A 23,506-nucleotide genomic window follows, 5' to 3' on the forward strand; every position below is an offset into this window, starting at 1 on the left:
TTCAGTGATGATCAGCGCCCACTGCTTCAGAGATATGACTGAATCCATCCCGCCGTAATAGCTGCCGTAATCCGGCATGCAATTTGCGGTTAACCTCCGGTCCTTCGTAAATGAGAGCTGTATAAATTTCGACCAGACTCGCACCTGCTCTTATCTTGTCATACGCATCCTGACTGGTGAAAATGCCGCCTGATCCTATGATCGGCATCTTCCCTTCCGTCTGGCGATAAATACTGCGAATGATCTCCGTTGAGCGGTCCCGCAGCGGTTTGCCGCTTAAGCCCCCCGTCTCATTAGCCTTTTCATGACTAAGTCCATCACGGTTCAATGTAGTATTCGTAGCAATAATACCATCCATACCAGCTTCTGTCAGTGTCTGAACCATATACTCCAGCTCTTCATCAGTTACGTCTGGTGCTATCTTAACCAACAAGCTTTTGGTAATCCCGGTCGCTTTACGCTGAATCTCCATTTCTTCCTTCACTTGAGCCAGCAGGAACGATAATTCACTGCCATGCTGGAGATTGCGAAGACCAGGTGTATTCGGCGAGCTGATATTGACCACAAAAAAATCACCGTACGGATAAAGCGTACGGATGCACTGACGATAGTCTTCATGAGCCGCTTCATTACTAGTTATCTTATTCCGGCCAATATTAACTGCTATAGGAATTCTCCGATTCTTTAATTTCTTCAGACGCTGTGCCATAGCATCAACCCCTTCATTATTGAAGCCCATTCGATTAATCAGTGCTTCATCCGAAGGAAGACGGAACAAACGAGGGCTATCATTACCTGGTTGACCCTTAGGGGTAACCGTGCCCACTTCCATAAATCCAAACCCGATCGAAGAGAATCCGACTACCGCATCGGCATTTTTATCTAAACCTGCAGCAAGTCCAACTGGCGTCGGGAAATGCGTGCCAAACAGATCAACCGCTAAATCCGCCGTTTCAGGAACTCCGTACATTAAACGTAGCGCCGCGCTTCCACCTGGCACTGATGACGATTTATCCAATCCACCTATGACGAGATGGTGAGCCTTCTCGGGATCAATCTTGAAAAAAATTGGTTTACCAAAATTACGATACAACACCGTTCTCGCTCCTTAAGGGGTACTTCACTAATCCACGTGTCTACCCGTTTCTGTAGGTTTCTTCTTAATTTTAGCCTTTTCTTGAACAAAAGAAAAGTATTTTACAGTGCGAGTATGTTGAGTACATAACGCAGAGTATAGTAATTTTGTTGTAAACGCATTACAATATAGGTGTAATCAGCGATTAAGAGAGAAAGAAGGTATGCCCAATATGTCTACTAAACGTAAACCACCAACTTTGCAGCAAAAGAAAGAAGAAGTTAACCGTAAAGCGCTAATGTGGATTGGCGTCAGTTTAACTTTACTAATTCTTCTAATCATCGTTCTGTTTATCGTTGCAGGAAACTAATTCAGCCAGTGGTATACTTTGTGGGGGTTGGTCTGATCATGCTTAGCAGTAGAGCTGAAGCGTTTAGCCGGCACAAGCTGCTTTTCAGGCAGAACCCCTTTACTAATCACTACTGTTGTACCTTTAGGAATCAGCGCGAAGAGCTCCTCCACATCTTCTCGGCCCATTCGAATACATCCAAGCGATTCATCCTTACCAACACTGTCAGGCTCATTCGTGCCATGAATAGCATAATTACTGTCCGAAAGCTGAAGCCCCCTGCTACCGAAATCCCCATCATCTCGACCATTTGGATTGACGACTTTATCTGTAATCACGAAATTCCCCTCTGGTGTCTTATCTCCGCCAAGTCCTACCGCATAATTCCGTAGAATAATAGAACCGCTGACTACCGCCAACCGGTGATTTTGTTTATCCACAACGACCCTCAGCGGTTGATCAAAAAAAGGAACGTCTCTCGCAACACTTCCACTCACACTTAATGCTGTCGGTATAGTCCTCACACCATCGTTAGATGAGTTTGAAGGCTCCGCTATGTCTTCTGTTCCCGGTGCCATCTTGTTCTTAGCCACCGCTTTAAGAGGGCTGAATTCCCGCTTCATGACGGTTGTCGTCCCACCTATCCAGTTCTCAGGAAAAGATCCCGTCAAATCCGCTAATGTATCTGGAAGCTTCCCTTTAGCATCTTGATAAGCCCGGATTGCACTCCATAGTGTGGCAAGCTCCTCTTGGTCACCCTGCCATTCTGCTCCATCCTTGGCGAGTTGCCCTTGCTCTGGCGGCTCACATGCACATGCCTTAGGATCGTAAGACTGATATACCATCCGTCCCTTTCCATTCTTTTGCAGTGTGAAATTTAGCGGAAGCTTCTCTTTCCAGAGCAGCCATTTTCCCTCTCGCTCCATCCCTAACACAGCAGCTTCAAAAGGTTCTTTACGCATTAGCATTTTCGCCATTAACTTTCCTTGCGAAGCCTCAGTTCCATTTTCTTGCGCTGTATACATCACTTTTTTCGCCTCAATAACCGGCTCTTGGACGGAGTCTTTTGGATCTGGCAGATCTTTGACTTCTGGAGCTGCCGTGTCTTGAAGGACTTCTTGTTCTTCAGTAACACCAATACCCGGAGCCACTGCTGAAGGTACCATTAACAGTATAAGAAGCATTAGCGCCAGTGATATGTATCTCAATCTTTGTTGGCCGCGCTCACGCTGGCGACTCGCTTGCAGCAATCCATCTTCGTATTCGCGCAGCATTTCAGCAGGTACCTTACTATGCTCGAAAGCCTCATACACTTCACCAGCCTGATTGAAGCAATAATTAGCTTTTCCATGTTGACCGTTCTTATAGTATTCCTTCCCCAGCAAGTACCATGCCATTTTGTTATCTGGGTGCATCTGTACATATGCTTTGAGGTGCTGTGAGTTCTTCATCGGAACCTCCGAGAGTTTATAATTCCTACTTTATTAATATCGGTCAGACACAGCAAAAAAGACATCCCTAGCCGAACAAAATGTTCGCAGAAGATGTCTTTATCTGGTGTCGCACGTTACTCTTTATCGAGTAATTAACCTTCTTTGTTAAAAGGTTCGTCCGCAATTTTAATGGAGTCGGTTGGGCAACCATCACAGGAATCTTGGAGATCATCAAACAAATCGTCCGGAATCGCTGTCACACCGCAGTTTCTGTCATTTTCGTAAATAACTTCTGCCAAACCTTCGTCATCGTAATCAAAAATATCAGGAGCCGTTGCGCCACATGCACCACAAGCGATACAAGTGTCTTTTTCGACCCAAGTGTACTTAGCCATTTTTTTCTCTGCCTCCCGTTAAGCAATGCTGCGCTGTTGAACCAGCGTCTTATTTTTCTCATATTAATATAAAAAGAATACAATTTCAATTGATTTTCAATACGTTTGCATTTCTGACGCATTCTATAGTATCAATTTCGACACGTTTTATCAATCTTTATCTGACTCAACAGACAACAGATTATCCTTTTGCAGTGAGGTGCCTCGTTCCTTATGATTACGTAGCCTTGCAGAATGGGTGTCACTTAACATCCCAGCGGTCAAAACTGCATTTTCACCAAACTTATTGCGAAGCATATCCATGGCCTTGGTCAGTGACTCTTTCTTAGGCTGCTGTTCGTAATCGAACAAATCCAACTGTATTGCAGAATCCTCTTTAGCGATCAATCCTTGCAAGGTCACACCAAGCAGTCGAACAGGCTTCTCACCATTCCAATGTCGAACATAAAGATCACAGACAGACTTGTAGATATCTTCTCCACTCTCTGAAGGCGCCTCAAGCTGCCGCGAACGAGTAATGGTCTTCATATCCGGTGTCCGAATGGTAAGCTGCACACCTGAAGCCACAAGCCCTTGCTTTCGCAAGCGCCGCGCTACCTGATCACTTAGATTCAGCAAAATGGGGCGTACCTCAGCAAGGCCAATAACATCCCGCGGCAGTGTAGTGGTGTGTCCGATCGACTTACTTTGCTCTCGCTCAGGATTTACTATCCCATGATCGATGCCGTTCCCTGCACGCTTTAGCCATGAGCCCATAACTCCAAAATTCTCAACCAGCATTTTCTCATCAGACGCCGCTAATTGACCAATGCTGTAAATTCCCAGCTTACGGAGCTTCTCTGCCGTTTTTCCACCGATACCGAACATTTCATTACATGGCTTATCCCATAAAATCTTAGGTACATCCCGCAGCCGCAGCACCGAAATACCATTTGGCTTTTTTAAATCCGAAGCCATCTTCGCCAGGAGCTTATTTGGAGCAATACCAATGGAGCATGGCAAGCCCAATTCTTCCATTATACGGCGCTGAATAGTTTCCGCAATTTCCATAGGCGTACCGAATTGCCTGGAGCCAGTTATATCTAAGTAACATTCATCTATCGACACTGCTTCCAGTAATGGTGTATAGCTATAAGCAATCTGCATAAACGCATTAGAATATTTGCGGTATAAATGGAAGTCCGGCTTAATAACGATAAGCGATGGACAAATACGTAGCGCCTTCTGAACCTGCATACCCGTCGAGATCCCCAATCTGCGGGCGACATACGAACAAGTAACAATAATCCCTTTCCGTAATTCAACGCTACCCGCAACCGCAGTAGCCTTACCTCTGAATTGGTCAGGATCCTCTGCCTCATGTACCGAGCAATAAAAAGCATTCATATCCACATGCAGGATAACCCTGCCACTCGTTGGATAATACTGATCAACATTCTGCACAATATCTACCTTCTTATCCTCAGGGTCTCTATTGTCCAATTTAGAATACCTCTCCGCTGCGGTTAGGTCAACTTAAGAGGCTGTAAAGTTCTTTGTTACATTCCCGCGTAAAAATGCTATAATGTATAAATTCATTTCCCTTGCCAATGCTTCCGATGTGAGTTTTGCACGAAGTGAATCCGGAAGACGAAGCTTACAAAACTTTTAGGAGGACACTCATGTCTAAGTCCATCTCCATCTTCGATACTACATTACGCGACGGCACCCAAGGTGAAGGCATCAGTCTGTCGGCTGACGACAAGCTGAAGATTGCCAAGAAGCTCGATGATCTGGGTGTGCACTATATTGAAGGTGGCATCCCGGGAAGCAACAATAAAGACATTGAATTTTTTAAAAGAGTCAAGGAGCTTCATCTGAACGCCAAAATCACAGCGTTCGGCAGCACACGGCGGAAGAATTCCTTGGCCGAAAACGATGACAATTTAAAACGTATGATTGATGCAGGAGTTCCTGCTGCTACACTCGTCGGAAAGTCTTGGGATTTTCATGTACACACTGCATTACAGACTACGCTTGAGGAGAATCTCGCCATGATTGGCGACTCCATATCCTACTTGAAACGCAAAGGCCTTGAAGTAATTTTTGACGCCGAGCATTTCTTTGATGGATACAAGAACAATCCTGAATATGCAGCAGCCGTTCTGTCCAAAGCCCGGGAAGCCGGAGCAGATTGGCTTGTAATGTGCGATACCAACGGTGGAACATTGCCTTTTGAAATTCATGAGATTGTTACCGCTCTGGCTGGGCAGCTACCTGGAGCAAATCTCGGAATTCACACTCACAATGACTGTGAGCTGGCGGTAGCTAATACACTTAGCGCCATCGGTGCTGGAGCACGGCAAGTTCAAGGTACCATTAATGGTTACGGCGAACGATGCGGCAATGCCAACTTATGTTCCATCATCCCTACCCTTCAGCTCAAAATGGGATACCACTGTATTCCTGGTGATTCTTTACCGCAGCTTACGAACACAGCACGCTATATTAGTGAAGTTGCCAATGTTAATCTGCCGGTAAATCAACCTTATGTCGGAAATGCAGCTTTCGCACACAAAGGTGGAATCCATGTCTCCGCTATCATGCGTGATTCACGGACCTATGAGCACATCGCTCCTGAGCTTGTCGGGAATAAACAACGTGTGCTGGTCTCTGAACTGGCTGGACAGAGCAATGTGCTCTCCAAGGCGCAAGATATGGGTTTGAATTTGGATCCAAGCAGCGAGCAAGCTCGCCGGGTGATCGAGAAGATCAAAACGATGGAGCATCAGGGGTATCAATTCGAAGGTGCCGATGCCTCGCTGGAGCTATTGCTTCGGGAAGCTACTGGCGAGATGAACGAAACCTTTACCTTTGAATCCTTCAAGATGTTAGTCGAAAAAACCGCAGAGCATCCAGTTGTATCTGAAGCCTTCGTTAAACTGAAGGTTGGCAATGAGAACCTTTATACCGCTGCTGAAGGTAACGGTCCGGTCAATGCACTCGACAACGCTCTTCGTAAAGCGCTGCAGACCTACTTCCCGCAATTGAAGGAAATGCATCTATCAGACTATAAAGTCCGTGTTATAGATGAACAGGATCAGACTGCTGCGAAAGTACGGGTATTGATTGAATCCAAGAACTTCACAGACACTTGGAGTACGGTAGGCGTCTCCAGTAACGTCATTGAAGCCAGCTGGGAAGCGCTTGTTGACAGTATGCGCTACGCACTTCTGAATCAACTCTCGCTGGAAAATGAACAGTCTGGAAGTACTGAACCTAGAGGCCTGGTGAATCATTAATTCATACCTTTCATAAGCATTCATATGACGAAGAACCCCCTTCAACAGTTTAACTGTAATGAAGGGGGCCTTTTATAATTCTTTGGTGTAGATCCTTTATGATTCGGTAAGCTTGATAATTTTTTTCTCCAGTTCTTCCGGACTAAGAATGCCCAGAATAATCTCTGAGATCACTCCATTCTTGTCAATAAGCACATTGGTAGGAAATACTGCTCCGTTATATTTGCTGTACACCTCATCTTTCACATCAAACATAACCGGGAACACAAGACCGTATTTCTTAATAAAACGTTCTGCATTGGGTTTATAATCCTGACTACTCACATTAATACCGTAAATATCTAGAACATCCTTATACTTAGTGGCCATGGTGTTAAGCTCCGGAGCTTCCTCCTTGCAGGGATCACACCATGAAGCCCAGAAATTAACGAGGACTGCCTTCTCTCGCGGTCCGTCAACTACATATGTAGCCCCATCCGTTCCTTGGAGTGAAAATGAGGGAGCGCGCAGTCCAGCCTTGGGTCCTATTTTCATTGGCGGCTCATCTTGTTGTCCAAAAACAGCGGTAGCCTTCGGCTCACGATTATGCCACACCGCAAACACAGCTACACATACAATAAGAATCACTATCGTGATATTCAATTTATTTACTGCTTTCATAGGGATCTGTTCCTTTTCGAATGGAATAGTTTTCTACTATTGTACCCTCATTAACTTCAATTTCAAACCATCCATTTTTTAGACAAAAAGAAAAAATAAAAAGAGGGTATCGTCAGCGACGAAACCCTAATGAAGAGAGAGGGGTGAACAAATGGCAGCATTACAGGGAAATGTCCAGCCTATAAGACTGAAATATTCCGTACAGCAAGCACTGGGGAAGCACTTGCTGTCCAGTTACCCGCATGAAGCATGCGGTGTCCTGCTGGGTGCTGCCGCAGCGGGTGGCATGCTCATCGATACTTACGTACCTATGCGCAACGTAGCGCCAGACCCGCTGCACACATTTGCTCCCCACCCTGAAGAGTGGATTCATGTTCTTTACAATGAGCCGACACTCATCGGTTTATTTCATTCCCACCCAAATTCAGAACCTGTACCTTCGGTTGCCGATTATAAAGGATTAGCAGCACTTGGATCTGAATTTAAGGTCTACCTTATTGGTTCTCCCAGAACTGAAGATGGCTGCTCTCCATTTCTGAATGGATTTTATATTGAGCGGTATTCAAAAGAACAAGGAAAAGCTTTCCCTGAACTATCTCATGCCCCGCTTCACGTTCTACTTAAATAAGCATATAAATCGCCTAAGGTATCTACTTGGCCCCGCTCCGAAATTTCGCGAAGATAAGCCACCCACAGCCGGGCTGTCATTTTGGCATCCTCTAATGCATTGTGACGTCCATGAATCGGAATTTCATGGACAAATAACAGTTCATCGAGTGTATAGTTATTTCGCTGCGGCTCGAGCCAACGTGCAAGCATCATCGTGTCCAGCACCCGGTGTGTAAGCTGAACTTTAGAAGTTCTCCATAGCGCGGCATTGAGAAAAGCTTTATCATGCGAGCTTGCATGTGCCACTAGCACATTTTGCCCCACAAAGGACATGAAATTATGAAGGCCATCAATTAAGGAAGGGGCGGACCCAGTCATCTCTTCCGTTATCCCTGTTAACCTCGTAATATCTTCTGGAATTGCCGTCTGACAATTCACCAAGGTGTAAAAGCATTCATCTTCCTTAATTTCCTCTCCAACAACCTTAATAGCACCAAACGACATAATTTCATCTCCATGCTGATGAGAAAATCCCGTCGTCTCTAAATCAAATATAACCGTCTCCAGTTCAGACAGCGGAGTACGCAGCACCTCAGGACGACGCTTCTCACGCATGAGAGATCGGATATAGGCCATTTGCTGCGCAGTCTGATGAGCAGTTTCTCCCCCTCTCATCGAAGCGATTGCCGACGGCATTCCACCTTGTCTCAGGTTGTTCCAGAATCCTCCATTCTTGCTTGGCTCCCTCATGTTCGCCACCTTTCCGCTGAGCGGAGCTGACGCTGCAACGCCCGATGAAGGCGTCTAACAAGCAGCAGACTTTCACGCAGCTCAGACAATAGCTGCTTATTCTTCAGTTCACTCTCAGCAATATAATCACTGCTGATTAACAAGCCATTCTGGACACTAAATGGCGTGTTCACTCGCATCCGCATCGCCAATAAGAAAGCCCGCCGAATATCATCCAGATGTTGATATTTGTGAAGTCTTTTAAGCTCTTCAATTCGCTCTAAGGTCGAGCTAGCTCTAATATGATGCAATAACGATAAGCGCCTAACAATGTTCACTACCGGGATATAGACTCCATACTTAATGTCAAATCCACCTGCATAATCCCCAAAGCGCTCTGTTAACACCTGTCCCAGCAGATTTAAAGTCGCTTTATGGCGGACTGTATTGCGAAGAACAGCCACAGACAACTCCTCATTGTCAATAAAACCCTCATAGAAAGCCTCTTGCCACAATGCTGATAACTCCGTACTTCCCGCAACATGACGCATATCTGAAGAAATGATAAGATACCGAATTGGCTCCCATTCCAACTGGGTTCTCCATTCCTTCAGCTGCTCCTTCCATTCCGATAACGTCTTCCTCCACATCCCTTGGGAGCACATTACCTTGCCTGCACATTTCTCATATCCCACTTCTTCAAGCAGATCGGATAACATCATTCCAAAAAATTCAAAGTATCTATTCTTCTCCCCATCCGGTTCACCCGCAACGATCAAACCATTATCCTGATCGCTCCACAGTGTAGCTTCCTGCCTTCCACTACTGCCAAACACAATAAAGGAATAAGCACAGGGAGGCGGGCCATAGCCCGCCTCTTTCATCTGCGCCTCACATATTAGTACTGCAGTCTCTGCAATAAGATCATGCATTGTATTCACACGAAACATCCATTCCTCAATCGGAATTACATTCAACTGTTCCAGTAGAATACTTTGGCAGGCAATTCGCCTCTCCCTAAGTTCCTGTGGCGAACCGGCTAAAACGATGGCCCTAAAGCTTTCTTCATCATACCCGTCTGTTAACTCCATCGAAGCCACACGGTCCGCCTCCCTATCTGAGGATTCATATTATTGTTTAAGGGTTTTAGATTCCGATTCTGCAATTAATTTCATTTGTTCAGGGTATCCGTAAGTACCATGCTCACTGATATCCAGACCCATCAATTCTTCTTCTTCCGTAACACGAAGTCCTGTTGTTACCTTCATTACATATAAGATAATGAATGAAAGCACGGCTACGAAAGCAAATGTTCCTACTACCCCAAGCACTTGAACACCCAGCTGGTGGAAACCTCCACCGTAGAACAATCCTGCTTCCCCTACCAAAGCACCTTTAGTAATAAGATCCGGTGCAGCGAATAGACCCGTGGAAACCGCGCCCCACATTCCCGCAATACCATGTACCGAGAAAGCATAGATTGGATCATCAAGTCCTGCACGTTCCAGCCATTGGGAAGTCATGAATGTGAACGCACCCGCTACTAAACCAATAATGATTGCCGCCCATGGTTCAACGTAAGCACATGCACCAGTGATCGCAACCAATGCAGCTAGAACACCATTCAGCATTGCTGGAATATCAGATTTACCAAAATACAACCAAGAAGCAATTAATGCCGCCAAACCGCCTGCTGCTGCTGCGATATTCGTTGTTAATGCTACGTGACCAAAGAAACCTCCCATTGGGGACAAAGCACTACCTGGATTAAATCCGAACCAACCAAACCAGAGGATAATCACACCGAGTACAGTAAATACTTGGTTATGACCTGGAATAATAACAGGTTTACCTTCTTTATTAAACTTACCAAGTCGTGGCTTAAGCAATATGGTTGCTACTACCGCTGCAGTGGCACCTGTAAGATGGACAACCGTGGAACCTGCATAATCTTGCATTCCCAGCTCAGCCAACCAGCCGCCGCCCCATACCCAGTGTGCTACGACAGGATAAATTACGATTGAGAATAAAATTCCGAATATAATGTACACACTGATCTTTGCACGTTCTGCCATGCCTCCAGATACGATAGCTAAGGAAACTGCTGCAAACGCCATTTGGAACAAGAATTTAACATTTAAAGTAACATCAGAAAATGCAAGTGATTCAAATGAAGATGCTGTTGAATCTCCGCCATACAAGAAGCCTGTAGTACCGAAGAAGCCGTTACCGTTACCGAAGCCAAGTCCAAAGCCAACGGCCCAGAAACATACACTCGCAATGGCTAGTGTCAGTACCGTCTTACCGGCTACGTGACCTGCATTCTTCATTCTAACTGATCCTGCTTCAAGCATCGCGAACCCTGCTTGCATAAAGAAAACTAAGATGAATGCCAGGAAGGTAAACGCGGTATCCAATCCGACCTGCAAATCTGCATTTGTTGGACCGTCCGCCGCAAAAGCACTTACCGGATAAACCATCAGCGTAATCATGGCCAGTAACATCATCAACCATTTCTTTTTCATTTTTACCCCACTCCCCAATGTTATATTTTCTAACAAAGCGTGAAACTCTTAATGTCATTATAATCAGAAGTCAGGTAAATTGACAAGACTATTTTTGGGAATGTTTTTATTTTATTTTCACTAAACTCACAAATTCTCCATAGTACACTTGGACTATCTCAGTATTTTAGGCCCATACAGCTATGAATTCATTGAAATAACTACGTGAAGATCCACTCTAATATTACTTTTTTATCGAATTATCCTTACTGATTCTCCAATAAACATAACATTAAATGTCATGTTTATAGTTAGGATTTATTAATGAGCATAATCGGTTCAAATTTGATATCACATAGAGTTTGAGTGTATTGTATATAAACAACGCATTTCATTTCATGAATTAACCTCTCTTTAATGCATATACTTTATGAAAGTATGACGTTTGACTGTATGGTTTCCAGTTTGTTATCATTACAGATAGCATAATAGAAACCACCAATATAGGAGACGACTATCCTTTATGGACAGTCGAATTCGATTAGTGAGGCGAGGTAGCATGGGGATATGATTCTATATCGAATTGGAGAATTAGCTAAGGCTGCTCACATCAGTGAGCGCACCATTGATTATTACACGAAATTGGGGTTAATCTCCCCAGAGTCAAGAAGCACCAAAAATTACCGACTTTACAGTCATGAAACCTTGGTCGACTTAGAACGTATTAATCAATTAAAGCATGACAAGTATTCATTGGAAGAAATCAAATCCATGATGAGCAAATGGAGCGAGGCTACTCCTGAAACTGACGTATCTGATAAATTAGTCGAGCTTGAGCAGCATATGCAACGACTAGAACGTGAAGTAAAGGCACTTGAACCCATTATAAGCGGTCTGAAGCCGGGACAGGCCAGACGCGCGCTCTCTAACTTACTCCCACAAGGAGTGGCCTGCATGGAGGCGATTCGGCTTCTATTGCTTACGCAAGGACCGCCAATGTAAATACCATATTTACAATACAGTGGAGGAATGCAGCTATGGGAATGTATCTATTAGTAATTATCGCTTTTATTTTTTCATTATGGGCCCAGTTCAGAGTTAAAGGGACATTCAGCAAATGGTCCAAGGTCGCCAACTTAAACGGTCTGACAGGATATGAAGCAGCTAGACGCATGCTCGACGCAAATGGACTTCACGATGTTCCGATTGAGCCTGTAAGAGGTACGCTTTCTGACCACTATGATCCGATTCACAGAGTTGTACGCTTATCAGAGCCTGTTTATTATGAGAGTTCTATCGCAGCAGTCTCAGTCGCTTGTCACGAAGTGGGTCACGCCATTCAGCATAAAGTAAGTTATCCTATGTTAACACTACGTCACCGGATGTTCCCAGTAGTTAATTTTGCATCAGGTATAGCACCATTCATGCTTATGGCAGGATTTATTTTCGGTTACTTTAATCTCGTAGGCCTTGGTATCATTTTCTTCTCGGCCGCTGTTGCCTTCCAGCTTGTGACACTCCCAGTTGAGTTCAATGCCAGCAACCGGGCACGTCAAGTCATGGTAGAGCAAGGCTACATTCGTAACGAAGAGGAACGCGGAGTAGCCAAAGTCCTAAACGCAGCTGCATTAACGTACGTTGCCGCCGCGCTAGTCTCCTTACTCGAACTGCTTCGTTTGATTACCGTCTTTTTAGGTAACCGCGACTAATACAAAAATACAACACAAAAAGAAACCCCGGAAGGCTAAGAGCCAACCGGGGTATTATTTTGCCTCGCTTTAAAATAGGATATCAAAAAAGTCCGAAACGAACGCGCAACCAGCGGCAACTTACTATCTGTTCGGTAAATCAAACCAACCGTCCTCGTCACAGCAGGCTCCACAACCCTTACCTGAGCTGGCTGGAGAGGATTCGTCTGATAGAACGCCATCTCCGGCAGAAGGCTTACACCCATCCCTGCCGCCACTAAACCACGTATGGTATCAGTCTCCCCACCTTCGAATGCAATCTGTGGTTGAAATCCCGCCTGCAAGCATGCTTGCCAAACGATCGGCCTCAAAGAATAACCTTGACTGAATAGAACAAACTTTTCATTTTGAAGCTGTTCCAGTCGGATCTCAGATTCTCCTGCCAGCTGATGATTCTGAGGAAGTATTGCAAATAACTCTTCAGTCATAACAATATCTCCAGAGACATGCTCATCATTTTCCGGAAAAGGCGAAATAAATGTTAAATCCACCTCTCCAGATAATACGTCCTTTATCAGCGAAGGGTAAGAGCCCTGCTTAAAGCGAAACTTAACATGGGGATAGTGCTGGCGGAATTCTGCAACGATAGTCGGGATAAGATGAGTTCCAAGACTGTGAGGAAACCCTATACGAATCTCTCCACGTTCCGGATCTAGAAATTCATGCACTTCATTTACCGAATGTTCCAATTCCTTAAGAATACTATCCACCCGCTTGCAAAAGAGCTGTCCAACTGGCGTAAGCTGCAAATTACGCCCTTTTTGCATGAACAAGTCAACCCCAAGCTCTTGCTCCAATTGATGAATCTGGCGGCTTACCGCAGACTGCGCTACATGAAGTTCCTCCGCCGCTCTTGTTACATGTTCTTTTTGGGCTACCTTTAGAAAATATTGCAGCTGTCTTAGCTCCACTCCATCATCGCCCCTGTCTTAGGCTTTTTTTAAATATACGAATAATAAGTCCATATAGGAAAAAGCCAGAAACCAAGCCTCCGATATGCGCAACCCAATTCACCTTTGGTGTTGCAAACGACATAATGATCCCGATTACAAGCAAACCGTATAACGTCTTTCGCGAGCCTTCGTCCATCATCGCCCGTTGAATAACAGCAATGTATAAAAATGCGCCATAGACGGCGTAGATTGCTCCAGAAGCACCTACCGAGACCGTACCTACCTCTAATACTGAGCGACTGCTGATTGCAATCGTTAGAAAATTCGCAAGAACTCCACCTACCACATAAAGAATTGCATATCGCCACCAGCCAAGCAGGCGCTCCAGAGGCGGTGCAAATACCAGTAGAGCGAAGCTATTAAAGAATAGATGGGAAAACCCATTATGTAAAAAAATAGCCGCCACATAACGCCACAGTTCCTCTTTATACGGGCTAACATCAACTATAGCACCAAAATCAACAAGTGTTTGTATATTGGTGGATCCACCATTGAACGCCATGAGCATAAACATAATCACATTAGCTACAATGAGAAGACATGTTACCGGGTAATACCGGAGATAACTTTTCCAATTTTCATACCGAATAAATATCATTACACCCATCCCTTTACATTTATATCTTGCTTTGTTGGACATCTCCCTGTAAATAAGATTATAATTTATTGTGGCAGTAAGAGCCAATATTACAATTCGAGGAGGAAAACAAGGATATGACGCAAGAAAGAACAGGCGTAGCTACTTTCAAAAGCAGCCCCATCACTCTCGTAGGACCCAAGCTTACAGCTGGTGATCCCGCTCCTGATTTTGTTCTAAGTAAGAATCTACTGGAAGAAGTGTCTCTTAGTGATTATGCCGGTAAAATCAAGCTGATCAGTGTTGTACCTTCTCTAGATACTGGTGTATGTGATGCACAGACCCGCCGGTTCAATAGCGAAGCTGCAGAGCTAGGTGACGATGTAGTTATCCTCACGGTAAGTATGGACCTACCATTTGCTCAAGCCCGCTGGTGTGGCGCTGCAGGGATCGATCGCGTAATCACTCTATCTGATCACAAAGCAGCCTCATTCGGACAAGCTTATGGCGTACTAATCAAAGAATTCCGGTTAGATATGCGTTCTATTTTTGTACTAGACAAGAACAACACACTCACCTATGTTGAATATTTGAGTGAAATGACCGAGCACCCTAATTACGAAGATGCTATAGCTGCTGTGAAGAGTTTGCTCTAATTCTCTAGAACAGTAAGTTAGCGGCCATTTTCGACAATACTTACTTATCACTGCAAGCATAAATGCCTTTGTCGTCCTTACAAGGGCGACAAAGTGTTTATGCGAGAAATATAAGACATAAACTATAGGTGTAGAACTTATACTTTCTTATATTTTGAAAAAAGCGGAAGAAGGTCCATCCTTCTCCCGCTTTTTTTGTAATAGAAAGATTTATCGATAATATCCAGAGCAGTCAACATTTGCGTAAACGCATTCATACAATCCCTAAGTAAGAAGGTTTAGTAAGAATCTCTGAAAATTAGTCTGCTTTGTATTTTCCTAATTTTTTGTCCAAGGACGCATATAACCGCTGAATGACACGGTAATTAGCACCCAAATCACCTAGCGAACCTCTAGATGCAGAGTACATATCTACGCCACAACGTACAGGTGTGGTATTGAGCACAGAGACAGTAATGTCCAGTGTACGGCCGAATGCCGTTCTCTTCTCCAGAGTGATCTCACCTACTGACTCCACTTCATGAAGCACCTTGAATCCAGGAATCTTCTTAAGCGTTGATGAAACTTCCTCCCAAGCTTTGTCTTTCGTTAGATTGTAATAACGCGTTTTTAATGTCGGATCTTTTGCGCGGTCGCTTGTTCCATCATGACTACGGAATAAACCGACCAAGGTTCTTTTTAACGACAAAATTCTTCCCCCTCTACAAATCCCAAGTTCATTATTCTAAGTGTAACACTCTTGTCTCAGGAACAAAAGGGTATTACTCACTTTCTCCTTGTTCCAGACACACAAAAAAGCGCCCGTTCCCAACTTTCACGGGATACAGGGCGCTTTGGCCTAAACAATAGAAAACCCGCTTATGCCGTCCGGCTACAGTGTCTTCTGAACCTGCTAGAGCAGGTGGGTGATCGCAGAAAACGTTTTTGAATTCCCCAAGTCATATAGACAGGGCTGTTCAGCTGCGCTTCGTGTAGATCTCCCAAGACATTATCATTGGTTCAAAACAACGAGCAACCGTAACGAACATCGCAGGATTTGTTATTATTATATTGCGTTTTAACGAAAAAGTAAACCTGTATGCGCTTTATTTTACACTGGAATTAAATTACTGACGATTTCCGAGTGCTTAATACTCGTCTTTGTTAAATACGTTTTACATCTTTATCCTCAACATCATCTTCATAATCATCATCGTCATCGTCGTCATCCTCTTGATTGTTCAATGCAGCTTCTCGCTCTTCTTCCTCTTTCAGTTTCTTCTGCTCCACCTGCAATTGCAGTTTATTATAGGTAGCATAGAAGTTAAAGAAAGCAGCCATCGCAATCAACGTTGGAATACAGATGAAATACAGTGCTGGATATCTAAGACCAATATAAGCTAGCACTGCAGCTGCAATCAAAGTTGAGAACACGCGAATTGGACGTGCTATAGTCAGCAATATTGAATTAGTCATCACTTGTTTAAAGCTCATTTGATAATGAACGACAATAGAAAAGAAGTTAAACATGGACACCGATAAAATAATCATGAGCACTAACATCAAAATACCAACAATTCTGAAGTTAGGCATTTGTGTCATGTAAACCGTTACATCGACGTACATAATAACGAACATCAATGTGTAGATAATTCCACCGAGCATACTTTTTAAATAATTCTCTTTATACCCCTGAAAAAACGTACGAAAAGTTCCTACATCCGTGTTCCCCATAACCCATTTGCGCACAACGGTAAATAAAGCCGCCGAAGCAGGAAATACTGTAAATGGCGCCAGAATCCCCATAGCCCAGTTCAATGTGAGCTGCTCATTTACTCCACCTGAGCTTGTCCCAAGCATCATCAATTTCATCAATCCGAAAAATAAAAACGGGGCGGAACATAGTGCCCATAAGATATTACTAGCTGCGATACGTGTAATCCATTCTGTGATGCGGTATAAACCACCCATTGCTCCTTTAAACTCCAATTCCCTTCCTCCTCTGTCTCTTGCATACTGCTTATCTTAACTATACCTCATTTGACCTACTCTTTTCCATAGCCCAACTTTCTGAATTCTAGGTCATCGTCTATACATTAAGTCTATAGAGTCCATATATTGGGATTGTGACCATAAGAATTTCCAAAATCACCACATTCTAAAGGAGGTTATTATATGTCCTCACCTGTTGGCTACGGCGGCTGGACTTCCACTGGTACGATCCTCGTATTGTTTATCCTGCTCGTTATCATCACTCGTACTTTCATTTAAATAAGCTGCTAATTCAATAAACACCCTTATATTTCAGCACAAAGAAGACGAGAACCGCTATTCGGCATCTCGTCTTCTTTGTATTTTGATAAATCATCACCCGCGGGTTCTGATCAAGTATTAATTATCGAAATCTTCGCGTTTTGCTGGACGCGTGCTTGTGCTGCTTGGGCGAGTAGATGGTTTGCGGTCCGCACTGCGGTTCGCTCCACCATCACGGCCAGCTGCGCCATCACGGTTGCCTTTATAGCCACCGCCATAACCGCCACTGCCACTACCATAGTTACTGCCACCGCTGCTGTAGCCACCACGACTTCCGCCACCGTTGTTGTCACGGTTTCCACGGTATCCACCAGTGCTGCCACCGGAAGTACCACGGTTGCCACCATAACCACCATTAGGTTTGCGGCCACTGCGAATGTCGTTCTTACCACCACGACGTTTAGCACGGATTGGATCTTCAGGAGTCAATTCAATTGCAGAATCCTTCTTATCACCAGTCAGAAGCTTCATTGCAGCTGACAGCAATTGTACGGAATCATATTGCTCAAGCAATTGAATAGAAATACCTTTGTACTCATTCAATTCACCGTTCTCAACCATTTCAAGCAAGCGCTCTGCTGTTACGCGTTGTTTACCTTCAATAGCCTCAGCCATAGTTGGCAATGGTTTACGAGTAATACGGTGACGAGTAACGCGTTCGATCAAATGCAGGTGATCCATTTCGCGTGGAGTAACGAAAGACCAAGCTGTACCCTCTTTACCAGCGCGACCAGTACGACCGATACGGTGTACATAGCTTTCTGGATCTTGCGGCAAGTCAAAGTTAATTACATGAGTAACGCCAGATACGTCCAAACCACGAGCCGCTACGTCAGTAGCTACCAGCACATCAATGCTGCCATCACGGAATTTACGCATTACAGCATCACGTTGGTTCTGAGACAGGTCACCATGTAATCCATCAGCTGAGTATCCACGTTTTTGCAAAGCTTCTGCAAGCTCATCAACCCGGCGCTTTGTGCGTCCGAACACGATTGCAAGCTCAGGTGATTCCATATCAATCAAACGACTAAGCGCTTCGAACTTTTGACGTTCAGGTACTTCAACATATGCTTGATCAATCAGCGGAGCACTGATTTGTTTCGGAATAACGGAGACGTGTTGCGGGTTGTTCAGGAATTGCTGTGCAAGACGTTGAATGTTTGGAGGCATTGTAGCCGAGAACAACATAGTTTGACGTTCTTCAGGAACGAGCTTGAGGATTGTCTGAATATCTTCCATAAAGCCCATATCCAGCATTTCATCTGCTTCATCCAATACAACAGTTTGAACATCATCCAAACGAATGGTTTTACGGTTGATATGGTCAAGCAAACGTCCAGGTGTACCAATAATAATTTGTGGTTTCTTCTTAAGACCACGGATTTGGCGACCAATATCTTGTCCGCCATAAATTGCCAACGAACGAAGACCTTTAAAACGGCTTAGCTTACCGATTTCTTCTGATACTTGAATGGCCAACTCACGTGTTGGTGCCATGATAAGTGCCAGAATTTTTTCGTCTTCGCGATTAATCTTCGAAATGAGGGGGATACCAAAAGCAGCAGTCTTACCTGTACCAGTCTGTGCTTGACCGATCAGATCCGACCCAGTCAATGCCAATGGAATTGACTGCTCCTGTATCGGTGTTGCCTCCTCAAATCCTAACTCTGTGATTGCTTGTAGCACTTTTGGCTCCAAGCCAAATTCTGCGAATGTTTTCAAATTATTCATGCTCCTTCTATACAGTGGACATTCCACATGCTTGTCTGTATTCTTAAGTAGCGGTAAACACATTTATATGCTGTCCAATCATGCTCTTTTTTCTGCATGATATAGCGCTTTTGGGACGAAAAGCCTCCCTTTCATCAGGTACTTCATTGTACCTGAGCAACTGTAGCTTTACATCCGATGCAATGCAAAAATACCATTGTAACGTCCTACTCAAGAATATCCTGTACATTATATCACAACTCTAAGTAGGAATACCAGTGGGTTCCTTTCTTTTCATTGCATACATGGTTTATTTTTAAATTTATTTATAGAGGTGGATTTGCTTGTTAAGACAGATTTGGAATTGTATTGCAGTTATTTTTGGGGCAGCGTTGATCGCCAGTGGATTTAATCTTTTTCTAATCCCTCATCGCTTACTCAGCGGAGGAATATCCGGACTTTCGATGTTAGTGGGTTACTTTACACCACTAAACATAAGCCTCTTGTACTTACTCTTTAATATTCCATTGCTTGTAGCTGGTTGGTTCCAGCTAGGCCGGAGATTTATTATGCTAAGCATGTTATCCGTTGTGGCAACAACCTGGTTCTTGACGATCATTCCCGAATATTTGGTAGCTACTGATATGCTGCTTTCTTCTGTATTTGGTGGCGTGCTGGTTGGTATTGGCTGTGGCTTCAGCTTCCGTGCAGGTGGTTCATCCGGAGGTTTTGATATCCTGGGATCCATCATCACTAAATTCCGCGATTTCCCAGTTGGAAACGTGGTGGTTAGCTTAAACGGACTCGTTATTCTTGCCGCGGCATATTTTGATAAAAACTGGAACTTGGCTCTTGCATCAATGGTATCTATATATGTAACTGGTAAGGTACTGGACATGATTCACATCAGCCATTTAAAGGTAACCGTATATATAGTAACAAATCGTACAGATGAGCTCCTTCAGCATCTAATGGGGCTTCAACGCGGTGTCACAAAGATTAAAACAGAAGGCGCTTATTCTCATGTTGAAAAGGACATGCTAATGACAGTAACAACCCGCTACGAACTTGCTGAACTGCAACGTATTATCCGCACGACAGATCCTCAAGCATTTGTAAATATTGTCGAGACAGTTGGTGTTATGGGTTCCTTCCGAAAAAGATAAAAACTGGCAATGAAAAGTATTAATTTGGAAAATGCACCAATCACAGAATTGTGATATATTATAATCACGCAGAACCCTAACAATTTCATAAAGATTGAGATTTACCCCTCTTTTTTCCAAGCACTTCGTTTTCCGATGATTACTGAATTCCATTCAGACCTATCGAAAAAGGAAAGGGTGATTTTTGTGGAAATGGAAACGGTAAAGCTGTCAGCAATCGTCATGAGGTGGTATCCTGATATGATGCCGTTTCTCAAACAGGACGAATTAAATTCCGTAATCGTTCTGCGTGACGGGCTTAGTATTCTGGAACCTGCAGATGCCATGGATATCATCCATTACAGTATCTGTGAACATCAGAATTCTGCGTATCTTCAATGAGTAAGCCGCAAGAGAAGTCTTGATAGTTGCCGCCTTAAGTTCGGCCATGTTGCCGTGTTGAGGCGGCATTTACTTTTTAACAATACGTTTAGAATCTGTGTGTCCCGGTTATATACATCAAGGATGGATTTTCAGACCCGATCTGAGCCAACATTATTACAACACTGTTCTTTTTAGAAGCAACCGTTCCTATATAATTTAGGAAATGTACATAAAGGGAGAGAATACGAATGAACATCACCTGGGCTCTACTGATGATGGCCTTGGGAAGTGTAGGCGTGCAACAGAATCAACATGACGCTGAAGTGGCAATTGCATTGAAGTCCGCCATGAATCCCCCCATCATCGCTACGCAAAATAATAATTCAAATGGTTCAACTCCAGCTCCAAATGCTACAGCAGAAGCAAATGACTCACAAAGCATGCTACACGCAGATCCTCAGCCGGATGCGCCAAAAGTAAAAGGCATCTATGTTACCGCATACAGTGCCGGTGGAGAACGAATGGAAAAGCTTCTTTCTTTACTTGATCAGACGGAACTAAATTCTATGGTCATCGACATTAAGGATGATGCAGGTTACATCACGTATAAAACCGATAATCCTGAACTTCAGAAACTCGGTAATCCGCAGCCATTTATTGGCGACATCAACAAACTGATGGAAAGATTGAATAAACATGATGTATATCCTATCGCTCGAATTGTTGTCTTTAAGGACTCTATACTTGCCAAAAAGAATCCGCAATTATCCTTTGTTAATGCAGACGGCACAGTATGGAAGAATAAAGGCGGCGATAGCTTTGTTAATCCTTATAATGAAGATGTCTGGAAGTACAATGTCGATATCGCCAAAGAAGCTGTCAAACTCGGCTTTAAAGAAATTCAATTCGACTATGTGCGCTTTCCTGAAGGATTCGAAAAACGTGCAGACACACTTAAATACACCAAAACTAGCGATTCTCGCGTAGATATCATTTCTAATTTTGTAAAATACGCAAAAGCAGAGCTTGCTCCACTTGGTGTTCGTGTATCCGTAGATATTTTTGGATATGCCGCATCTGCTCCTGCTGAGGGCATAGGACAAGACTTCGTTAAAATATCCAAGAATGTGGATGTCATCAGCCCGATGATTTATCCGAGTCATTATTCAACGGGATGGTTTGGAGTGAAAGAGCCTGACTTAGATCCGTATGCTACCATTAAAGGCTCCATGGTTGATACCCATAAGAAGCTTGATCCTCTAGGCAGCTACAAACCTGTTATTCGTCCTTGGATTCAAGATTTTACAGCAAGCTGGCTCGGAAAAGGTCATTATATTAAATACGGTAAAAAACAGGTGGAGGATCAAATCCGCGCTTTAAAAGATGAAAATGTAGAGGAGTTTCTGCTCTGGAACGCCAATAACCGATATACCTCCGATGTCGATTATGAGAAATGATGTATATAGCCCTTATTATGTATAATTGAAATCAGGTATGATATATAAAGATAAAGACCCGGCATTTGCCGGGTCTTTTAATGGAGAAAAAGGGAACTTTTACTGTAATCAATAAAAACCAACAAAGAATGAGGCAAAGAACGATGATACAAACCACCTCTTTAAAACAAAAAGCAATACAATTCTTTCATATTTTATTTCCAATTCTGGTTACACAGATTGCTTTGTCAGCGATAACCTTCTTTGATACAAACATGTCAGGTAAGTTTAGTACAGCCGATCTGGCAGGTGTGGCGATAGGAACCAGTCTCTGGATCCCAATTCAAACGGGCTTAAGTGGAATCCTTATGGGGATTACCCCCATCGTCTCTCAGCTCATCGGAAGCAAAAAAGAAAAGGAAGTAGCCTATCAAGTCACACAGGGAATCTGGTTATCACTGATCGTCTCTGTAATTGTCTTACTAATCGGGAGCTTCGCCTTGTCACCTATCCTTAATTTTATGAATCTGGAGCCGACTGTAAGAGATGTTGCATTTCGTTTCCTAAGTGCGATCTCCTTCGGAATTATCCCGCTGTTTGGATATACAGTTCTCCGTAGTTGTATAGACGCTCTGGGACAAACACGAGTGTCCATGTTGATCACACTCATAGCCCTACCCGTGAATGTTGGTTTGAACTACTTACTAATCTTCGGAAAATTCGGGTTTCCTCGACTTGGTGGTGTTGGAGCTGGAGTGGCATCAGCTATCACCTACTGGGTAATTTTTTCGGTTGCCCTGCTGTTCATTTATCGAGTAGAACCCTTTGCAAGCCTTAGAATCTTCCGAAAGTTCTACTTTATATCGCTAAAAAGCTTCAAAGATCTACTGAAGATCGGTGTACCTATTGGCTTCTCGATTTTTTTTGAAACCGCAGTGTTCTCCGCTGTAACCTTGTTGATGAGTCGGTTCGATACTGTAACGATTGCAGCTCATCAAGCAGCCATTAATTTTGCAACTACGTTATATATGATTCCGCTCAGTATCTGTATGAGCCTTACCATTCTCGTCGGCTTCGAGACTGGATCTGGCAGGCAAAAGGATGCCCGTCAATATGCCATTATGGGAATTGGACTTGCGGCTATCCTCTCCCTGGCAACTGCACTCCTGCTCTTATTTGCCGGCCATCATGTAGCTGGTTTATACACTGATGAACCTGATGTCATATCATTAATTCAGCATTTCTTAATCTATGCGATCTTTTTCCAGATTTCCGATGCGATTGCAACACCTACACAAGGAGCACTTCGTGGCTATAAGGATGTTAATCCAGCCTTCATTATTTGCTTTATAGCTTATTGGATTATAGGGCTTCCTACAGGCTATGTACTTGCTACTTATACGGATCTAGGAGCTTATGGTTATTGGATCGGCTTGATCACCGGTCTTGCGATTGGGGCTACATTGCTCTTGACTCGGCTTGTTAAAGTTCAACGCCGTTATGCCACACAATATGCAGACGCTCAAGCACATCACTAATGATCAAAAGAATACAAAAAAAGGAACAG

Annotated in this window: 24 protein-coding genes and 1 other RNA gene; 11 read left to right on the plus strand and 14 right to left on the minus strand. The window is 43.8% G+C overall.

What is annotated here, in order from left to right:
- Position 1: 1 nt before the first annotated feature.
- Positions 2 to 1,096 carry a quinone-dependent dihydroorotate dehydrogenase gene (locus ACQKMP_RS04290; protein ID WP_427468883.1) on the minus strand — a complete coding sequence of 365 codons (1,095 nt, stop codon included), beginning with the start codon at positions 1,094 to 1,096 and terminating at the stop codon, positions 2 to 4.
- Between the two features lie 211 nt (positions 1,097 to 1,307).
- Here ACQKMP_RS04290 and ACQKMP_RS04295 point away from each other — a divergent pair, with 211 nt between their 5' ends.
- The gene (locus tag ACQKMP_RS04295; protein WP_167348489.1) at positions 1,308 to 1,445 is read left to right on the plus strand and encodes a hypothetical protein; all 138 of its coding nucleotides are present in this window, start codon (positions 1,308 to 1,310) and stop codon (positions 1,443 to 1,445) included.
- Here ACQKMP_RS04295 and ACQKMP_RS04300 read toward each other — a convergent pair.
- From ACQKMP_RS04300 to ACQKMP_RS04310, 3 genes are all read right to left on the minus strand, one after another.
- Positions 1,442 to 2,875, minus strand: coding sequence for a L,D-transpeptidase family protein (locus ACQKMP_RS04300; protein WP_427468884.1), 1,434 nt, complete (start codon positions 2,873 to 2,875; stop codon positions 1,442 to 1,444). The two genes, ACQKMP_RS04295 and ACQKMP_RS04300, sit on opposite strands and share 4 nt — an antisense overlap.
- 134 nt (positions 2,876 to 3,009) lie before the next feature.
- Positions 3,010 to 3,252, minus strand: a complete 243-nt coding sequence (locus ACQKMP_RS04305; RefSeq protein WP_042186857.1) for a ferredoxin — start codon at positions 3,250 to 3,252, stop codon at positions 3,010 to 3,012.
- Between the two features lie 150 nt (positions 3,253 to 3,402).
- Positions 3,403 to 4,734: a DNA polymerase IV gene (locus ACQKMP_RS04310; protein ID WP_371915713.1), complete on the minus strand. Its 1,332-nt coding sequence runs from the start codon at positions 4,732 to 4,734 to the stop codon at positions 3,403 to 3,405.
- A 179-nt stretch (positions 4,735 to 4,913) separates the two neighbouring features.
- On the opposite strand from ACQKMP_RS04310, the gene cimA reads away from it, so the two are divergent.
- Entirely contained in the window at positions 4,914 to 6,533 is a 1,620-nt protein-coding gene (gene cimA, locus ACQKMP_RS04315; RefSeq protein ID WP_042186855.1) for a citramalate synthase, read from the plus strand.
- Between the two features lie 96 nt (positions 6,534 to 6,629).
- Here the strand turns inward: cimA and ACQKMP_RS04320 are convergent, their stop codons facing one another.
- Positions 6,630 to 7,193 (minus strand): TlpA family protein disulfide reductase, encoded by a 564-nt coding sequence (locus tag ACQKMP_RS04320; protein WP_427468885.1) that lies wholly within the window; start codon positions 7,191 to 7,193, stop codon positions 6,630 to 6,632.
- Between the two features lie 151 nt (positions 7,194 to 7,344).
- Here ACQKMP_RS04320 and ACQKMP_RS04325 point away from each other — a divergent pair, with 151 nt between their 5' ends.
- Positions 7,345 to 7,821 carry a M67 family metallopeptidase gene (locus tag ACQKMP_RS04325; protein WP_339246914.1) on the plus strand — a complete coding sequence of 159 codons (477 nt, stop codon included), beginning with the start codon at positions 7,345 to 7,347 and terminating at the stop codon, positions 7,819 to 7,821.
- Here the strand turns inward: ACQKMP_RS04325 and ACQKMP_RS04330 are convergent.
- The 3 genes from ACQKMP_RS04330 to ACQKMP_RS04340 are packed head-to-tail and all read right to left on the minus strand — an operon-like array spanning position 7,803 to position 11,056.
- On the minus strand, positions 7,803 to 8,552 hold the full coding sequence (locus ACQKMP_RS04330) for an exonuclease domain-containing protein (protein ID WP_042186851.1): 750 nt from the start codon (positions 8,550 to 8,552) through the stop codon (positions 7,803 to 7,805). The genes ACQKMP_RS04325 and ACQKMP_RS04330 overlap by 19 nt on opposite strands.
- Positions 8,549 to 9,622 (minus strand): DUF294 nucleotidyltransferase-like domain-containing protein, encoded by a 1,074-nt coding sequence (locus ACQKMP_RS04335; RefSeq protein ID WP_427469209.1) that lies wholly within the window; start codon positions 9,620 to 9,622, stop codon positions 8,549 to 8,551. Before ACQKMP_RS04335 ends, ACQKMP_RS04330 begins: the two co-directional genes overlap by 4 nt.
- Before the next feature lie 39 nt (positions 9,623 to 9,661).
- The gene (locus ACQKMP_RS04340; protein ID WP_042186849.1) at positions 9,662 to 11,056 is read right to left on the minus strand and encodes an ammonium transporter; all 1,395 of its coding nucleotides are present in this window, start codon (positions 11,054 to 11,056) and stop codon (positions 9,662 to 9,664) included.
- Between the two features lie 546 nt (positions 11,057 to 11,602).
- On the opposite strand from ACQKMP_RS04340, the gene ACQKMP_RS04345 reads away from it, so the two are divergent.
- Together ACQKMP_RS04345 and ACQKMP_RS04350 are read left to right on the plus strand one after the other, a co-directional pair.
- Complete coding sequence (locus ACQKMP_RS04345) at positions 11,603 to 12,037, plus strand: MerR family transcriptional regulator (protein WP_042186848.1); 435 nt, start codon at positions 11,603 to 11,605, stop codon at positions 12,035 to 12,037.
- Between the two features lie 35 nt (positions 12,038 to 12,072).
- The gene (locus ACQKMP_RS04350) at positions 12,073 to 12,744 is read left to right on the plus strand and encodes a zinc metallopeptidase (protein WP_042186846.1); all 672 of its coding nucleotides are present in this window, start codon (positions 12,073 to 12,075) and stop codon (positions 12,742 to 12,744) included.
- A 35-nt stretch (positions 12,745 to 12,779) separates the two neighbouring features.
- Here the strand turns inward: ACQKMP_RS04350 and ACQKMP_RS04355 are convergent, their stop codons facing one another.
- The gene (locus ACQKMP_RS04355) at positions 12,780 to 13,694 is read right to left on the minus strand and encodes a LysR family transcriptional regulator (protein ID WP_042186843.1); all 915 of its coding nucleotides are present in this window, start codon (positions 13,692 to 13,694) and stop codon (positions 12,780 to 12,782) included.
- Positions 13,695 to 13,698: 4 nt separating this feature from the next.
- Positions 13,699 to 14,334 (minus strand): rhomboid family intramembrane serine protease, encoded by a 636-nt coding sequence (locus tag ACQKMP_RS04360; RefSeq protein WP_379422159.1) that lies wholly within the window; start codon positions 14,332 to 14,334, stop codon positions 13,699 to 13,701.
- Positions 14,335 to 14,450: 116 nt separating this feature from the next.
- Here ACQKMP_RS04360 and tpx point away from each other — a divergent pair, with 116 nt between their 5' ends.
- The gene (gene tpx, locus ACQKMP_RS04365; protein ID WP_042186841.1) at positions 14,451 to 14,969 is read left to right on the plus strand and encodes a thiol peroxidase; all 519 of its coding nucleotides are present in this window, start codon (positions 14,451 to 14,453) and stop codon (positions 14,967 to 14,969) included.
- Positions 14,970 to 15,267: 298 nt separating this feature from the next.
- On the opposite strand, the gene ACQKMP_RS04370 is transcribed toward tpx, so the two are convergent.
- The 3 genes from ACQKMP_RS04370 to ACQKMP_RS04380 all read right to left on the minus strand — a co-directional run bounded on the left by ACQKMP_RS04370 (position 15,268) and on the right by ACQKMP_RS04380 (position 16,937).
- The gene (locus tag ACQKMP_RS04370) at positions 15,268 to 15,657 is read right to left on the minus strand and encodes a DUF1499 domain-containing protein (protein WP_042186839.1); all 390 of its coding nucleotides are present in this window, start codon (positions 15,655 to 15,657) and stop codon (positions 15,268 to 15,270) included.
- A gap of 159 nt (positions 15,658 to 15,816) precedes the next feature.
- Positions 15,817 to 16,008, minus strand: a non-coding RNA gene (ssrS, locus tag ACQKMP_RS04375) — 6S RNA.
- 104 nt (positions 16,009 to 16,112) lie between these two features.
- Positions 16,113 to 16,937, minus strand: a complete 825-nt coding sequence (locus ACQKMP_RS04380) for a YesL family protein (protein ID WP_042186837.1) — start codon at positions 16,935 to 16,937, stop codon at positions 16,113 to 16,115.
- Positions 16,938 to 17,123: 186 nt separating this feature from the next.
- Here ACQKMP_RS04380 and ACQKMP_RS04385 point away from each other — a divergent pair, with 186 nt between their 5' ends.
- The gene (locus ACQKMP_RS04385) at positions 17,124 to 17,219 is read left to right on the plus strand and encodes a hypothetical protein (RefSeq protein ID WP_042186834.1); all 96 of its coding nucleotides are present in this window, start codon (positions 17,124 to 17,126) and stop codon (positions 17,217 to 17,219) included.
- A gap of 120 nt (positions 17,220 to 17,339) precedes the next feature.
- Here the strand turns inward: ACQKMP_RS04385 and ACQKMP_RS04390 are convergent, their stop codons facing one another.
- On the minus strand, positions 17,340 to 18,986 hold the full coding sequence (locus tag ACQKMP_RS04390; RefSeq protein WP_042186833.1) for a DEAD/DEAH box helicase: 1,647 nt from the start codon (positions 18,984 to 18,986) through the stop codon (positions 17,340 to 17,342).
- Positions 18,987 to 19,318: 332 nt separating this feature from the next.
- Between ACQKMP_RS04390 and ACQKMP_RS04395 the strand changes: the two genes are divergently transcribed.
- The 4 genes from ACQKMP_RS04395 (at position 19,319) to ACQKMP_RS04410 (ending at position 23,477) form a co-directional block, all read left to right on the plus strand.
- Positions 19,319 to 20,140, plus strand: coding sequence for a YitT family protein (locus ACQKMP_RS04395; RefSeq protein WP_379422162.1), 822 nt, complete (start codon positions 19,319 to 19,321; stop codon positions 20,138 to 20,140).
- Between the two features lie 192 nt (positions 20,141 to 20,332).
- On the plus strand, positions 20,333 to 20,521 hold the full coding sequence (locus ACQKMP_RS04400; protein ID WP_036689649.1) for a hypothetical protein: 189 nt from the start codon (positions 20,333 to 20,335) through the stop codon (positions 20,519 to 20,521).
- Positions 20,522 to 20,751: 230 nt separating this feature from the next.
- Complete coding sequence (locus ACQKMP_RS04405) at positions 20,752 to 21,960, plus strand: putative glycoside hydrolase (protein ID WP_076283173.1); 1,209 nt, start codon at positions 20,752 to 20,754, stop codon at positions 21,958 to 21,960.
- A 143-nt stretch (positions 21,961 to 22,103) separates the two neighbouring features.
- Positions 22,104 to 23,477 carry an MATE family efflux transporter gene (locus tag ACQKMP_RS04410; RefSeq protein ID WP_042186826.1) on the plus strand — a complete coding sequence of 458 codons (1,374 nt, stop codon included), beginning with the start codon at positions 22,104 to 22,106 and terminating at the stop codon, positions 23,475 to 23,477.
- Positions 23,478 to 23,506 lie beyond the last annotated feature (29 nt).

The organism is Paenibacillus sp. NPDC101420 (assembly GCF_050277435.1).
Classification (GTDB): Bacteria; Bacillota; Bacilli; order Paenibacillales; family Paenibacillaceae; genus Paenibacillus_AQ.

What these genes read in the sequence shown, in the direction of transcription:
- ACQKMP_RS04295 (WP_167348489.1), top strand. Translation starts at nt 1,308, where the DNA reads ATGTCTACTAAACGTAAACCACCAACTTTGCAGCAAAAGAAAGAAGAA.
- ACQKMP_RS04300 (WP_427468884.1), bottom strand. Translation starts at nt 2,875, where the DNA reads ATGAAGAACTCACAGCACCTCAAAGCATATGTACAGATGCACCCAGAT.
- ACQKMP_RS04305 (WP_042186857.1), bottom strand. Translation starts at nt 3,252, where the DNA reads ATGGCTAAGTACACTTGGGTCGAAAAAGACACTTGTATCGCTTGTGGT.
- cimA (WP_042186855.1), top strand. Translation starts at nt 4,914, where the DNA reads ATGTCTAAGTCCATCTCCATCTTCGATACTACATTACGCGACGGCACC.
- ACQKMP_RS04320 (WP_427468885.1), bottom strand. Translation starts at nt 7,193, where the DNA reads ATGAAAGCAGTAAATAAATTGAATATCACGATAGTGATTCTTATTGTA.
- ACQKMP_RS04325 (WP_339246914.1), top strand. Translation starts at nt 7,345, where the DNA reads ATGGCAGCATTACAGGGAAATGTCCAGCCTATAAGACTGAAATATTCC.
- ACQKMP_RS04330 (WP_042186851.1), bottom strand. Translation starts at nt 8,552, where the DNA reads ATGAGGGAGCCAAGCAAGAATGGAGGATTCTGGAACAACCTGAGACAA.
- ACQKMP_RS04335 (WP_427469209.1), bottom strand. Translation starts at nt 9,622, where the DNA reads ATGGAGTTAACAGACGGGTATGATGAAGAAAGCTTTAGGGCCATCGTT.
- ACQKMP_RS04340 (WP_042186849.1), bottom strand. Translation starts at nt 11,056, where the DNA reads ATGAAAAAGAAATGGTTGATGATGTTACTGGCCATGATTACGCTGATG.
- ACQKMP_RS04345 (WP_042186848.1), top strand. Translation starts at nt 11,603, where the DNA reads ATGATTCTATATCGAATTGGAGAATTAGCTAAGGCTGCTCACATCAGT.
- ACQKMP_RS04350 (WP_042186846.1), top strand. Translation starts at nt 12,073, where the DNA reads ATGGGAATGTATCTATTAGTAATTATCGCTTTTATTTTTTCATTATGG.
- ACQKMP_RS04360 (WP_379422159.1), bottom strand. Translation starts at nt 14,334, where the DNA reads ATGATATTTATTCGGTATGAAAATTGGAAAAGTTATCTCCGGTATTAC.
- tpx (WP_042186841.1), top strand. Translation starts at nt 14,451, where the DNA reads ATGACGCAAGAAAGAACAGGCGTAGCTACTTTCAAAAGCAGCCCCATC.
- ACQKMP_RS04385 (WP_042186834.1), top strand. Translation starts at nt 17,124, where the DNA reads ATGTCCTCACCTGTTGGCTACGGCGGCTGGACTTCCACTGGTACGATC.
- ACQKMP_RS04400 (WP_036689649.1), top strand. Translation starts at nt 20,333, where the DNA reads ATGGAAACGGTAAAGCTGTCAGCAATCGTCATGAGGTGGTATCCTGAT.
- ACQKMP_RS04405 (WP_076283173.1), top strand. Translation starts at nt 20,752, where the DNA reads ATGAACATCACCTGGGCTCTACTGATGATGGCCTTGGGAAGTGTAGGC.
- ACQKMP_RS04410 (WP_042186826.1), top strand. Translation starts at nt 22,104, where the DNA reads ATGATACAAACCACCTCTTTAAAACAAAAAGCAATACAATTCTTTCAT.